We start from the raw sequence: 13,331 nt of genomic DNA on the forward strand, positions 1-13,331 counted from the left end.
GATGAAGTAATGCCCTGAAAGCATTCTGACGCGACCGTGGAGCACGCGAATGATCGTGAAGTAATTCACGCGATGAACGGCACAGGAACTACTGTAAAGGCGAGCACTGACACCCGCACATGACGAAGGGCCCCACGGGTGGGGCCCTTCGGGTGAGAACGTGTGCGCGGTGGCCGGATCAGACCAGAATCGTCGGCGGAGGTGTGGTCGGCCACGTCATCTTGATCGATCCGCCGCGTTCCCCCGCGCTGACCTCCACGTCGTCGACGAGGCCGCTGATGACCGCGAGGCCCATCTCGTCCTCCTCGGCTTCCGCGTCGGGGTCGCCCGCGCCGGACCGGCCGCCGGGCACGGCGTGCGGGGCTTCGTCGCCGACCTCGATGGAGAACTGCTTCTCCTCCTCGATCAGCAGCACCTTCACCGGTGCCGAGATCCCGCCGGTCTGATGCAGCCCGACGGCCCGGCTGCAGGCCTCGCCGACAGCGAGCCTGACCTCGTCGAGGACGGCCTCGTCGACTCCGGCCCTGCGCGCCACCGCCGCCGCCACCAGCCGGGCGGTCCTGACATGCTCGGGCAGCGCGCTGAAGCGGAGCTCAACGGTGGCCATGCATCCCCCTCGCAACTACGGGCGTGCTGTCGAGGGGCTCCGGGCCGCCGAAAGCCCGGGCCCCCTCGGTCTTCACATCTGCCGAACTCGTGCCGCACTGCGGCCGGCCCGGGCACGGGGCCCGGGTCCGGTCTCAGTCGGTGGCCGCAACCGCTTCCTCGACCGAGGTGTGAATCGGGAACACCTTGGTGAGGCCGGTGATGCGGAAGATCTTCAGAATGCGCTCCTGGTTGCAGACCAGGCGCAAGGAGCCCTCATGGGCTCGTACACGCTTCAGGCCGCCGACCAGTACGCCGAGCCCGGTGGAGTCGAGGAAGTCCACGCCCTCCATGTCGACGACAAGGTGGAAACTGCCGTCGTTCACCAGCTCGACCAACTGCTCGCGCAGCTTGGGCGCGGTATATACGTCGATTTCGCCACCGACCCTGACGATCGTGCGATCGCCCATGGTCTCGGTCGACAGGGACAGGTCCACGGATCCTCCAGCACCTTGCTATCGAGCGGTCGCCCTTCGGGCATCTCGGCTTCAGCCCTTGGACGCTTCGCCAGCCGCGATGGCATTCAATCACTTACCGGCAGGCGTGCACGACGCCTTGGCTCCATTGTCCGTCACGCCAGTGACACACTCGGTGCCGATGGCCAAGAATCACCGATCCGATCGGACCCCGACGGACCCCGCCTCCCGGCCCGCGCCGGGCGCGGTCCTGGACCGGCTCGCGTCCGGTCCGGGCAGGGCTTCGCGCATTACTCATACGGAGCACTTGCCCCCGCGTGCGGGTCGGCATGCCGTCTGGCCGGACCGGATCCGCGCGGAGGTCATCTCCGCCGTACAGGCCGCCGGAATCGAACACCCCTGGGCCCACCAGGCCCTCGCGGCCGAGCACGCCCTGGACGGCGACTCGGTCGTCGTCGCCACCGGCACCGCCTCCGGCAAGTCGCTGGCCTACCTCGTGCCCGTCCTGTCCGCCCTGCTGGAGGGAGCCGAGGCCCCGAACGGCCGCGGCGCGACCACCCTCTACCTGGCGCCCACCAAGGCCCTCGCGGCGGACCAGTGCCGCTCCGTGAAGGAACTTTCACATCCTTTGGGCCATTCGGTGCGCCCCGCCGTGTACGACGGCGACACTCCGTTCGAGGAACGCGAATGGATCCGCCAGTACGCGAACTACGTGCTGACCAACCCGGACATGCTGCACCGGGGCATCCTGCCGTCCCACCCCCGCTGGTCCTCCTTCCTGAAGTCGCTGCGGTACGTCGTCATCGACGAGTGCCACACCTACCGCGGCGTCTTCGGCTCCCACGTCGCACAGGTGCTGCGCCGCCTGCGCCGCCTGTGCGCCCGCTACGGCGCCTCGCCCGTGTTCCTGCTGGCCTCCGCGACCGCCGCGGAGCCCGCGGTGGCCGCCCGCCGCCTCACCGGCCTGCCGGTCGTGGAGATCGCCGACGACGCCTCCCCGCGCGGTGAACTGGTGTTCGCGCTCTGGGAACCGCCGCTGACGGAACTGCAGGGCGAGAAGGGCGCCCCCGTCCGCCGGACCGCCACCGCCGAGGCGGCCGACCTGCTGACCGACCTCACCGTGCAGGGCGTGCGCTCGGTCGCCTTCGTCCGGTCCCGGCGCGGCGCCGAGCTGATCTCCGTCATCTCCCAGGAGCGGCTGGCCGAGGTCGACCGGTCGCTGGCCCGGCGTGTCGCGGCGTACCGGGGCGGCTATCTCCCGGAGGAACGCCGCGCTCTCGAACGCGCCCTCCATTCGGGTGAACTGCTGGGCCTCGCCGCGACGAACGCCCTCGAACTCGGCATCGACATCTCCGGCCTCGACGCCGTCGTCATCGCCGGCTACCCGGGCACACGCGCCTCCCTGTGGCAGCAGGCCGGCCGGGCCGGGCGGTCCGGGCAGGGCGCCCTGGCCGTCCTGGTCGCCCGGGACGACCCCCTGGACACCTTCCTCGTCCACCACCCCGAGGCCCTCTTCGACCAGCCCGTCGAATCGACGGTCCTCGACCCGGACAACCCCTACGTCCTGGCCCCGCACCTGTGCGCGGCCGCCGCCGAGCTGCCCCTGACCGACGAGGACCTCGACCTGTTCGGCCCGGCCAGTGAGGGCCTGCTGCCGCAGCTGGAGGCCGCGAAGCTGCTGCGCCGCCGCACCAGGGCCTGGCACTGGACCCGCCGCGAGCGCGCCGCCGACCTGACCGACATCCGCGGCGAGGGCGGACGCCCGGTCCAGGTCGTCGAGTCCGGCACGGGCCGGCTGCTCGGCACGGTCGACGCGGGCGCCGCGCACTCGACGGTGCACGAGGGGGCGGTCCACCTCCACCAGGGCCGCACCTACCTCGTGCGGTCGCTGGACCTCGACGACTCCGTCGCCCTCGTCGAAGAGGCCTCCCCGCCCTACTCCACCGTCGCCCGCGACACCACGTCCATCTCGGTCCTGGAGACCGACGTCGAGATCCCCTGGGGCGACGGCCGCCTGTGCTACGGGTCCGTCGAGGTCACCAACCAGGTCGTCTCCTTCCTGCGCCGCCGGCTCATGACCGGTGAGGTCCTGGGCGAGACGAAGCTCGACCTCCCTCCCCGTACGCTGCGCACCCGGGCCGTGTGGTGGACCGTCACCGAGGACCAGCTGGACCGGGCGCGGATCAACCCGGAGATCCTCGGCGGCTCCCTGCACGCCGCCGAGCACGCGTCGATCGGGATGCTGCCCCTCTTCGCGACCTGCGACCGCTGGGACATCGGCGGCGTGTCGGTCCCGCTCCACCCCGACACGCTCCTGCCCACGGTCTTCGTCTACGACGGCCATCCGGGTGGCGCGGGCTTCGCGGAGCGCGCCTTCCACACCGCCCGCACCTGGCTGACCGCGACCCGCCAGGCCATCGCCTCCTGCGAGTGCGACGCCGGCTGCCCGTCCTGCATCCAGTCCCCCAAGTGCGGCAACAGCAACGACCCGCTGCACAAGAGGGGGGCGGTGCGTCTGCTCACGGTGCTGCTGGAGGGAGCACCGGAGGGGAAGCAACCGACCGAGGAGCCGGCGACCCGGCCGACGGGGGAGCCCGTGGTGGAGACGGGTACCCCGCCGGAAACCCGGCCGGGTCATACGCGGGATGAGTCGAGGGCGGGTCGGGGCGATCCGCCGGACGGCGGACCGAAGCATCCACCAGAGGCCGGGCCGGAGCATTCGCCGGACGTCACGGCGGAGCATCCACCGGACGTCACGGCGGGGCGTCCGTCCGGGGGGCGGGACCCCTCGCCGGGAGGTCCGGGTGGGGAGCCGGAGGGCCCGCCCTCGCCCTGACCCGCGCCGTGAACGGCCCCCGCCCCGAGGCGGCCGTCACGTCCGAGATCTCCCCGGCGACCTCGCACCGCACCAGGCGTACGCCCTGGGCCCGGGCCACCCGGCTGGCCCGGGCGCAGGCGGCCGTCGGGCCGTCGGCCCAGTGGTCCGCCGCCGCCAGCGCCGCGAGGTCCGCTCCGCCCGCCGCCCGGTGCCGGACCACGACGGCCTGCCCCAGCGCGAGGACGACACCGAACACCACACACAGGACGGCGATCGCCCCCACGCTCCACACCGTGGCGGACCCCCGATCCGTGAAGCCTCGCGACGAGCGCTCAGCCCGCCCACGGCCCTCTCCTCGGAGGTCGCCGCGTTCCTCACCCCACCGCCCCTCCCGGTCCGGACACTTCTTCACGTGCCCACCCCCTCTCCCCGGCGATGGCGACGATCACTGCGATCACTGGGATCGCTGGGATCGCTGCGATCACGACCGCACCGCCGCTCCCCGCCCGGCCTCACCGTCACGTGCCCACCGCCTCCTCCACTGCCGCCACGGCCTCCTCACGCACCGCGAACGACAGCCCGCGCAGCACCGGCGGCTCGGCCACGACGACCACGCGCACGTGCTCGGCGTCCCGGCTCACCGTCACCTTCGCGCCGGGCGGTGCCGCCTCGCGGGCCAGTCGCACCACCGCGCCGGGCGGGTCCTGCCGCGCCGCAGCCCGCGCGCCCGTCCGCGCCGCGTCCACGCACTGGATCTGCGCGGCCACGACCAGCAGGCCCCACACCAGCGCCATCGCGAACATCACCAGCACGGGCAGCACCACGGCCGACTCCGCCGTCACGAACCCTCGGTCCCCGCGCCGCTCACATCCGCGCATTGAGGGCTTCCTTCACGATGCTCTGCAGCTCCGAACTGACCGCCCCGCTCGTGACGACCTTGTAGAGCACCACCGCGAACGCCACGGCCGCCACGATGCCCGTCGCGTACTCCGAGGTGACCATCCCCGCGTCCCGCCGCGCCGCGCGCATCCCGCACACCAGGGCACGCAGCCGTGCCCGCACCATCTGAACCATCTCGACCCCCGTGGGAAAAGAGCCCGAACTTCTGTCGGGCGCTGCTTGCTTGCTTCCGTCGCTCGTTGACTCCGCCGCCTCGCGCATCGCGCCGCGGCTGTCTGCTCGTCCCTTCCTGCGGCCGTGCGCCTCTAGCCACCACCTCCTCCGAGGACCCCGCCCGCGAGCCCGATCACCACGGGCAGCACCCCGACCGCGATGAACGCGGGCAGGAAGCACAGCCCGACCGGCGCGCTGACCATGACGCCCGCCCGGCGTGCCCTGGCCGTAGCGGCCCGGGCCCAGTCGGCACGGGCGTCGGCGGCGAGCCGTGCGACCGGTACGGCAGCGGGCAGCCCGGACACGTCGGCCCGTTCGAGCAGCCGCGCCAGCCCTGCGGCCCCGGGCACGCCGGCCAACCTCCGCCAGGCGGCCCCCGGTTCGCCACCCAGCCGCACCTCCGCCGCACCCCGGGCCAGGGCGCCGCCCACCGGCCCGCCCAGGGCCTCACCGACCGCCTGTGCCGCGACCACCGGTCCGGCACCCGCCGCGATGCAGGCGGCCAGCAGGTCGGCGGCGAGGGGCAGTTGCCGAGCCGCCTCCGCCAGGTCGGAGGCGCCGGGGTCCGTCCGGGCCGCCGCCTCCTGCCGCAGTCGCCAGCGCCGTGTCCCCACCGCCCCGGCCAGGCCGACGGCGACCCCGGCGAGACCACCGACCAGCGCCCACCCGGCGCAGGCCACACCCACAGGGGCGATCCAGTCGCGCGCTGCCCGGCGCACGGCCAGGCGCGGGACGGGAGCGGCGGCTTCCCGGACGGACAGCTCCGCCAGTCGTCGCCGTATCCGCCGCCGGCGCCGCGCCTCCAGCACCCACCGCACGGACCAGCCGACGCCGAGCGCGATCCCCATCGCCACCCCCAGCCTGTGGAAAACTTCCCCGCTCACACCGCCTCCTCCTCACGTGGCACCCGGCCCGGCCTCATACCGCTCCCTCCCACACCCACGCCGCCGCCGTACGCCCCTCGGCACCGGGGCCGGCACCCGGGACACCACCCACTACCTGCCGGGTCGCGCCCCAGGCCCCCGCTCACACCGCCTCCTCCGCCCCTCGCACGATGCGCAGCACCCACCACACCCCCAGGCCCTCCAGCGCACCGCCGGCGAGCAGGCAGCCCAGGCCCGCCGGGGTGTGGAGCAGGACGTGGAGCGGGTCGGCGCCGAGGGTCGTGCCGATGAGGAGGCCCAGGGCCGGCAGACCGGCGAGCATCACCGCCGTGGCCCGGGCACCTGCCAACTGGGCTCTCAGATCCGAGCGTTGGTCCCGTTCGGCGCGCAGGGCCGTGGCCAGCCGGTCGAGTCCGGCCGCGAGCCCGGCGCCCTGGTCCACGGCCACCCGCCAGCACGCCGCGAGTCCCCGCAGTCCTTCGGCGCCCGGCTGCCGTGCCGCCGTCGTGAGCGCCTCCGGCACGTCGCCGCCGAAGCGTGCCGCCGCCAGGACCGTCGCCTGCGCGTCCGCGAGGCCCGCGCAGTCCCGCGCGGCCCGCAACAGTGCCTCACCCGGCTGGCGTCCGGCCCGTACCTCTCCGGCCAGCGCCCCGCACAGCGTGATCACGGCGTCGGCCCGCGCGTCCCGGTCCCGGCGCGCCCGGCCGGCCAGCCGGGCCCTGCGCAGCAGCGGCACCCCGGCCGCGCCCAGCACGACCGGCAGTACCGACGCCCCGAGCACCGCCAGCACCAGCCCGGCCACCGGCGACCACCACTCGGCCGGCAGCCGCCCGGCGACCTGCCGCAGCGCCCCGGCCGTCCACCGGGGTCCGAGCCGTGACTCGCTCCCGGCGGTCGTGCCGCTCGCGAGCAGCAGTCGCGCCCGTCGCGCCGCCGAGTCCCACTCGCCGAGCAGCCACGCCGCCGCTCCCATGCACGCCACGGCCGCGCCCAGGGAGGTCTCAGCCGCCCCCGTCATGACCCGCCCCCTTCGTCCCGTCCTCACACAGCTCGCCCGACTCACCTCGGAGCAGCCCCCGCAGCCGCTCCCAGCCCCGCTCCCGGACGAAGGCCGACGCGCCCCACCGCAGCGCGGGCACCGTCCGCACCAGGCCCGAGGGATCCCGTTCCAGCACGTGCACCTCGGCGATCCGCCGCCGCCCCGCCCGGTCGCGCACCAGATGCAGCACCACGGAGAGGGCGGCGGCCACCTGGCTGTGCAGCGCGGCCCGGTCGAGCCCGGCGGCCGTGCCGAGCGCCTCCAGCCGGGCCGGCACCTGGGCGGCGGCGTTGGCGTGCACCGTCCCGCAGCCGCCCTCGTGGCCGGTGTTCAACGCGGCCAGCAGATGCACCACTTCGGGGCCGCGCACCTCGCCCACGACCAGCCGGTCGGGCCGCATCCGCAGCGCCTGCCGCACCAGGTCCTCAAGGGTGATGAGCCCTGCGCCCTCCTGGTTGGCGGGTCTGGTCTCCAGCCGCACGACGTGCGGATGATCCGGCCGCAGCTCCGCCGAGTCCTCGGCGAGGACGATCCGCTCGTCCGGTCCGACGAGGCCCAGCAGGGCGCTCAGCAGAGTCGTCTTGCCGGTGCCCGTGCCGCCGCTGACCAGGAAGGACAGCCGGGCGTCGAGCAGCGCGCGCAGCACGCCGTCACCGCCGGGCGGCACCGTGCCCGCCGCGACCAGCTCGCCCAGCGTGAAGGCTCGCGGCCGCACGACCCGCAGCGCCAGACAGGCGCAGTCCACCGCCACCGGCGGCAGCACCGCGTGCAGCCGGGTCCCGTCGGGCAGCCGGGCGTCGACCCACGGGCGGGCGTCGTCCAGACGGCGTCCCGCTACGGCGGCCAGCCGCTGGGCGAGCCGCCGTACGGCCGCCGCGTCGGCGAACCGCACGGGCGTCAGCTCCAGGCCCCCGCCCCGGTCCACCCAGACCCGGTCCGGGCCCGACACCAGCACGTCCGTCACCGACGGATCGGCGAGCAGCGGTTCCAGCGGCCCGCTGCCGACCAGCTCGGACCGCAGCCTGGCGGCCGCTCCCAGCACCTCGGCGTCCCCGAGCACCCGCCCTTGTTCCCGCAGGGCCTGCGCCACGCGCGCGGGGGTCGGTTCGCCGCCGCTCTCGGCCAGCCACCGCCGCACCCCGTCGAGCAGTTCCACGCCCTCCGGCCCGGCCAGGGTGCTCATGCCGCACCCGCCTCGACCAGCGCCCGCTCCCAGAAGTCCTTGCAGAACCGGGCGAGCGGTCCCCGGGGCCGGACGCCCGGCGGTGCCGTGCCCCCGTCCGGGCGCAGCAGCGCCGGGTCCACCGGCACCTCGCCGACGAGGGGCAGCCCGAGCAGCCGGGCCACCTCCCGGTCGTCGAGCCCCGGCGGGTACGGCCCGCGCACGGCCACCCGCAGATCCCGCAGGACCATGCCGACCGCGGAGGCCACCCGTCCGGCGGCCGCGACGGCCCGCAGCTCCGCGGGCACCACCAGCACGCCGACGTCGAGCTGGCCGAGCACCTCGGCGACCCCGTCGTCGATGCGGCGGGGCAGGTCCACCACGACGGTGCCGCCGCGGCGCCGGGCCGCCGCCAGCACCGCGCGCACCGCCTGCGGCGGCACGGCGACCCGGTCGCCGCGGTCCCAGCTGAGCACCCGCAGCGAGTGCAGCTCGGGCAGTGACTCCTCCAGGGCGCCGCCGCCGACCCGTCCGCGCGAGGACGCGAACGCGGGCCAGCGCAGCCCCTCGGCCGTCTCACCGCCGAGGAGTACGTCGAGTCCGCCACCCAGCGGATCGGCGTCCACGAGCAGCGTGCGCAGCCCCTCCCGCGCGGAGGTGACGGCGAGAGCGCACGCGAGCGTGGACGCTCCGGCCCCGCCGCGGCCGCCGATCACCCCCACGGTGAGGGCGGGCCGGCCGACGCCCTCGGCCACGTCGGCGATCCGGTCGATCAGCCACTGCTCGCCGTCGGGCAGCATCAGGACGTGCTCGGCGCCGATCTCGACGGCTCGCCGCCACACCCCCGAGTCGTCCTGGTCCCGCCCGACCAGGACCACGCCCCTTCGGCGCACCGCCCCGCGGACCCGCCGCGCGGCGTCGTCGCCCACCAGGACCAGCGGTGCGGCCTCCCACCTGCCTCTGCGCTCGGGCACCCCGTGGTGCACCTCCGGTGTGGCGCCGGCCGCCGCGCACAGGCGCAGCAGGTCGTCGAGGAGTTCGGTGTCCTCGGTGACGATCAGCGGTCCGCCCTGCCGCCCTCCGGCGGCCGGCGGCGGATCGTGTGTGACGATTCCGGCCACGGTGTCCATCCCCCTTCGCTGCTCGACTCGCGCGACCCGTGCGGCCCCGCGATTCCCAAACACGGGAAGAACCGGCGGAGCGGCCTCCCTTTGACCGGCCGGCGGAAACCGGCCGAACGCAACCCGGCAATCGGAACCAGCCATGAACCGGTCACGAGCGGGATGCGCTGGAATCACCGTGCAGCGATCCCGGAAATCGTGTGGATCTTGGTGGAAAACTGTGGATGCCCCGGGGGTTGTGAATATCGCCGTCACCCATACCGGTGACGGCCGCAGAGGCTCTCCGCGAACCCACGGGGCGGTCCACAGGGCAGCCCGCAGAGCAGCCCGAACGCTACGCAGAGTGACGGATCATGGCCGCGAGAAAGGGGCGGCCGCAGCCGCCCCGAGAGCGGCGCTCAGGCCGCGAGAAGAGGGAGAAAACCCATCCGGACATGCGACGACCCCCGCCGGGGGGGAGAGCGGGGGTCGTCCCCACGGCCGACTCGGGGGGGGGGGAGGAGTCGGGCCGGGTTAGCACGGTCGCGAACGATCCGTGACTTCCATGGTGTACCCGAGAGCCCTCTCAGGCAAACCCACGCGCCCCACCTTACGCCGAATGGGCTGCCCCTATGCTCAAGGGCGTGGAAAACCACTCCTTGCCCCGCACAGCGGCCTTCTTTGACCTGGACAAGACGGTCATTGCGAAGTCGAGCACGCTCACCTTCAGCAAGTCGTTCTACCAAGGCGGTCTGATCAACCGCAGGGCCGTCTTGCGCACCGCATACGCCCAGTTCGTCTTCCTCGCCGGCGGCGCCGATCACGACCAGATGGAGCGGATGCGCGCCTACCTGTCCGCGCTGTGCCGCGGCTGGAACGTGCAGCAGGTCAAGGAGATCGTGGCCGAGACGCTGCACGACCTGATCGACCCGATCATCTACGACGAGGCCGCCTCCCTCATCGAGGAGCACCACGCCGCCGGCCGGGACGTCGTGATCGTGTCCACGTCGGGCGCGGAGGTCGTCGAGCCGATCGGCGAACTACTCGGCGCGGACCGGGTGGTGGCGACCCGCATGGTCGTGGGCGACGACGGCTGCTTCACCGGCGAGGTGGAGTACTACGCGTACGGCCCGACGAAGGCCGAGGCCGTCAGGGAGCTCGCGGAGTCCGAGGGCTACGACCTCAGCCGCTGCTACGCCTACAGCGACTCGGCGACCGACGTGCCCATGCTGGAGTCCGTCGGCCATCCGCACGCCGTGAACCCGGACCGCGCGCTGCGCCGCGAGGCGCTCGCACGGGGCTGGCCGATCCTGGACTTCCACCGTCCCGTCCGGCTCAAGCAGCGCCTTCCCGCGTTCTCGGTGCCGCCGCGGCCGGCCCTCGTCGCGGTCGCCGCCATAGGCGCGGCGGCGGCCACGGCCGGACTGGTCTGGTACGCCAGCCGGCGCCGCGCCACGGTCGCCTGAGCCCGCCGCCTGGACGCGCCGCCTGGGTGTGGCTCCTGGGCACCACGCGCCCAGGAGTCGCACCGAGTCCCGTTTGCACCGAAAAGTAAAGAAGTGCGGTCCGGACTTCCGCTTGTCCGAGGGCTGGAGTACAAAGGATTCAACGGCCCGCGAGACCAAGGACATCCGAGAGGATCACCTTCACAGCGCATCTGGCCCCACGGACCGAGCATGAACACCGGGCACCCACGCGACGTCGACCCGTCGATTACGGGCCAGCCGCACCAGGTGACGGGCAAAGTTCCCGGCCTGATGGGCACATATCGAGGACGCTTGGTAACCCGGTGGTCATGCCAGCGGCGGTACGAGTTCTCGTACCGCCGCATTTCTGTGCGGGGTGGGGTTCAGGCCGCTCCGCGCTGCAGCGCCTCGCACACCGCCGTCGACTCGCGCGCCCCCAGTTCGACCGCCCTGCCGCAGTGGGCGATCCAGGCCGCCATGCCCTCCGGGGTGCCGGAGACATAGCCGTCGAGGGCCGTCAGGTACGCCTCGCGGCCCAGTTCGGCGTAACCGACCTCGGCGGGGCAGACCGACTTCGGGTCCAGGCCGCTGCCGACCAGGACGATGCGCTCGGCCGTGCGCGCGATCAGGCCGTTGTGGGACGTGAAGGAGCGCAGGGCGAGAAGCTCGCCGTGCACGACGGCGGCCGTCACCAGGGCCGGTGCCGAGCCGCCCGCCATGATCAGCTCCGCGAGCCCGTCCAGCCGGCCGTGCGCCTCGGCCGCGCTCGGCAGCGGCAGGGAGACCAGCGGCTCGTCGACCGGTTCGCCCTCCTGCCGGGGCCGGCCCACCTGGTCGGCCTGGTCGGCGGCCGCCACCAGGTGCAGCCGGGCCAGCACCCGCAGGGGCGACTGCCGCCAGATCGACAACAGCTGGCCCGCCTCCGCGGTCAGTCGCAGCGCGGCGCCGACGGTGCGCGCCTCGTCGTCGCCGCTGAAGTCCGTGCGCCGGCGCACCTCCTCCAGGGCCCAGTCCGCGCCGGACAGCGCCGCCGAGCCGCGGGCGCCGCGCAGGGCGGCCTCTGAGGTGATGGCGTTGCTGCGCCGCCGCATGATCCGGTGCCCGTAGACCCGGTCCACGGCCTTGCGCACGGACTCCACTGAATCGGCCACTCCGGGCAGCGCCCCCAGGGCCGCGAGGGGATCGGCGGTCGCGCCTGCTGTACTCATGAGTACGACCCTACGCACCCCGGGGCTCCCCCCTGCGGCGGAGTGGCCATCTTCACGCGCGCGTGGGTGCGGCAGCCGGGCACGGCCACCCGGCCGCCGCTGCCCGCCACCGCACCTCCGGCTCCCCGGCCACTGCGCCTCCCCCGCTACTGCGCCCCGGCCACTGCGCCTCCGCCTGCCCGCTACTGCACCTTCGCCGCCGGAGCGCCCGGCACGCCCTTCGGGGCCGGGGCGGGCCGTCCCGCCAGGAAGGACGCCCAGCCCTGCTTGGGCGCCTCGCCGACCTTCAGGGTGCGCAGTTTCTCCAGCGTGGCCGGGTCCTGGGCGTCGAGCCAGTCCACGAGCTGCCGGAACGAGACGCAGCGCACCTCCTCCTTGGTGCACACCGTCTCGATGACCTCCTCGACGGCCCGCATGTAGGTGCCGCCGTTCCAGGACTCGAAGTGGTTGCCGATGATCAGCGGCGCGCGGTTGCCGTCGTAGGCCCTCTGGAAGCCCTTGAGGAGGCCGTCGCGCATCTGGTCGCCCCAGAAGTCGTGCATGGCGGGGTTGCCCTGGGTGGTGGTGCCCGACTGGTTGACCATGAAGTTGTAGTCCATGGTGAGCTGCTCGAAGGAGTGGCCGGGGAACGGCACGAGCTGCATGGACAGGTCCCACAGGCCTTGCTTGCGCTTCGGCCAGACCTGATCGGTGACACCACTGGTGTCGTAACGGAAGCCCAGCTCGCGGGCCGCCTTCATGAAGTTGCGCTGGCCTTCGAGGCAGGGGGTGCGGGCCCCGATGAGCTCCTTGTCGTAGTCGAAGGGCAGGGGCGAGGCGTTCTTCATGCCGGCGTTGGTCTTCCAGGTCTTCACGAACTGCTTGGCCTGGGCGATCTCGTCCTTCCAGTCCTTCACCGACCACTCGCCGACGCCGCCGCCGCTGCCGCAGAAGTGGCCGTTGAAGTGGGTGCCGATCTCATTGCCCTCCAGCCACGCCAGGCGCAGCTGTTTCACGGTGGCGGCGATGCCGCGACGGTCGTTGAAGCCGATGTCGGAGCGGCCCGGGGAGTGCTGGGGCGGCCGGTACAGGTCCTTCTTCTCCTCCGGCAGCAGGTACACGCCGCTCAGGAAGTACGTCATGGTCGCGTTGTTCTCCCGGGCGACCTTGCGGAAGTGGGAGAACAGCTTCTGGCTGTCCTCACCGGCACCGTCCCAGGAGAAGACGACGAACTGCGGGGGCTTCTGGCCGGGCCGCAGCCGCTCCGCCCTGGGCAGGTGGGGCTGGGCTCCGGTGTAGGCGGTGGAGCCGTCCCCGATCAGCCGGACCATGCTCTTCGGGGCCTGGGCGGGCTTTGCCTTGGAGGGCTCGGGAGCGGCTTGGCGGGGGGTGCCGATCGCGCAACCGGCGAGCGACGCGGCGCAGACCGCGGCGATCACGGAGCCCGCGGCGATCCTGTGGGTGGCGGCCATGTTCCGTCCACCTTCTTCCTTCTCTCGGG

The 13,331-nt window shown here is 73.7% G+C and carries 13 protein-coding genes; 2 read left to right on the top strand and 11 right to left on the bottom strand.

Features of this window, described 5'->3' with window-relative positions; translation table 11 throughout:
• Nucleotides 1–178 precede the first annotated feature (178 nt).
• Together ACIGAN_RS09110 and bldG are read right to left on the bottom strand one after the other, a co-directional pair.
• Nucleotides 179–607 (bottom strand): ATP-binding protein, encoded by a 429-nt coding sequence (locus ACIGAN_RS09110; RefSeq protein WP_399856348.1) that lies wholly within the window; start codon nt 605–607, stop codon nt 179–181.
• A gap of 133 nt (nt 608–740) precedes the next feature.
• Nucleotides 741–1,082 carry an anti-sigma factor antagonist BldG gene (gene bldG, locus ACIGAN_RS09115; RefSeq protein WP_003991900.1) on the bottom strand — a complete coding sequence of 114 codons (342 nt, stop codon included), beginning with the start codon at nt 1,080–1,082 and terminating at the stop codon, nt 741–743.
• Between the two features lie 79 nt (nt 1,083–1,161).
• Between bldG and ACIGAN_RS09120 the strand changes: the two genes are divergently transcribed.
• A complete protein-coding gene (locus ACIGAN_RS09120; protein ID WP_399856349.1) occupies nt 1,162–3,897 on the top strand; it encodes a DEAD/DEAH box helicase in 2,736 nt (911 codons plus the stop codon).
• On the opposite strand, the gene ACIGAN_RS09125 is transcribed toward ACIGAN_RS09120, so the two are convergent.
• The 7 genes from ACIGAN_RS09125 to ssd all read right to left on the bottom strand — a co-directional run bounded on the left by ACIGAN_RS09125 (nt 3,815) and on the right by ssd (nt 9,207).
• Nucleotides 3,815–4,171 carry an Rv3654c family TadE-like protein gene (locus tag ACIGAN_RS09125; RefSeq protein ID WP_399856351.1) on the bottom strand — a complete coding sequence of 119 codons (357 nt, stop codon included), beginning with the start codon at nt 4,169–4,171 and terminating at the stop codon, nt 3,815–3,817. The genes ACIGAN_RS09120 and ACIGAN_RS09125 overlap by 83 nt on opposite strands.
• A 226-nt stretch (nt 4,172–4,397) precedes the next feature.
• Complete coding sequence (locus ACIGAN_RS09130; RefSeq protein ID WP_309096900.1) at nt 4,398–4,757, bottom strand: TadE family type IV pilus minor pilin; 360 nt, start codon at nt 4,755–4,757, stop codon at nt 4,398–4,400.
• Nucleotides 4,744–4,953, bottom strand: a complete 210-nt coding sequence (locus ACIGAN_RS09135; RefSeq protein ID WP_365091649.1) for a DUF4244 domain-containing protein — start codon at nt 4,951–4,953, stop codon at nt 4,744–4,746. Before ACIGAN_RS09135 ends, ACIGAN_RS09130 begins: the two co-directional genes overlap by 14 nt.
• 131 nt (nt 4,954–5,084) lie before the next feature.
• Nucleotides 5,085–5,876 (bottom strand): type II secretion system F family protein, encoded by a 792-nt coding sequence (locus ACIGAN_RS09140; protein ID WP_399856353.1) that lies wholly within the window; start codon nt 5,874–5,876, stop codon nt 5,085–5,087.
• A 142-nt stretch (nt 5,877–6,018) separates the two neighbouring features.
• The gene (locus ACIGAN_RS09145; RefSeq protein ID WP_399856355.1) at nt 6,019–6,894 is read right to left on the bottom strand and encodes a type II secretion system F family protein; all 876 of its coding nucleotides are present in this window, start codon (nt 6,892–6,894) and stop codon (nt 6,019–6,021) included.
• A complete protein-coding gene (locus ACIGAN_RS09150; protein WP_399856357.1) occupies nt 6,878–8,098 on the bottom strand; it encodes a TadA family conjugal transfer-associated ATPase in 1,221 nt (406 codons plus the stop codon). Before ACIGAN_RS09150 ends, ACIGAN_RS09145 begins: the two co-directional genes overlap by 17 nt.
• The gene (ssd, locus tag ACIGAN_RS09155; protein WP_365743346.1) at nt 8,095–9,207 is read right to left on the bottom strand and encodes a septum site-determining protein Ssd; all 1,113 of its coding nucleotides are present in this window, start codon (nt 9,205–9,207) and stop codon (nt 8,095–8,097) included. The genes ACIGAN_RS09150 and ssd overlap by 4 nt, the downstream gene beginning before the upstream one ends.
• A gap of 602 nt (nt 9,208–9,809) precedes the next feature.
• Here ssd and ACIGAN_RS09160 point away from each other — a divergent pair.
• Complete coding sequence (locus ACIGAN_RS09160; RefSeq protein WP_365095604.1) at nt 9,810–10,643, top strand: HAD family hydrolase; 834 nt, start codon at nt 9,810–9,812, stop codon at nt 10,641–10,643.
• Nucleotides 10,644–11,026: 383 nt separating this feature from the next.
• Here ACIGAN_RS09160 and ACIGAN_RS09165 read toward each other — a convergent pair whose 3' ends face one another.
• Nucleotides 11,027–11,851, bottom strand: coding sequence for an oxidoreductase (locus ACIGAN_RS09165; protein WP_365095607.1), 825 nt, complete (start codon nt 11,849–11,851; stop codon nt 11,027–11,029).
• Between the two features lie 182 nt (nt 11,852–12,033).
• Nucleotides 12,034–13,302, bottom strand: a complete 1,269-nt coding sequence (locus ACIGAN_RS09170; protein WP_399856360.1) for a polysaccharide deacetylase family protein — start codon at nt 13,300–13,302, stop codon at nt 12,034–12,036.
• Nucleotides 13,303–13,331: the final 29 nt, after the last annotated feature.

Source organism: Streptomyces sp. NPDC085931, from assembly GCF_044540565.1.
GTDB lineage: Bacteria > Actinomycetota > Actinomycetes > Streptomycetales > Streptomycetaceae > Streptomyces.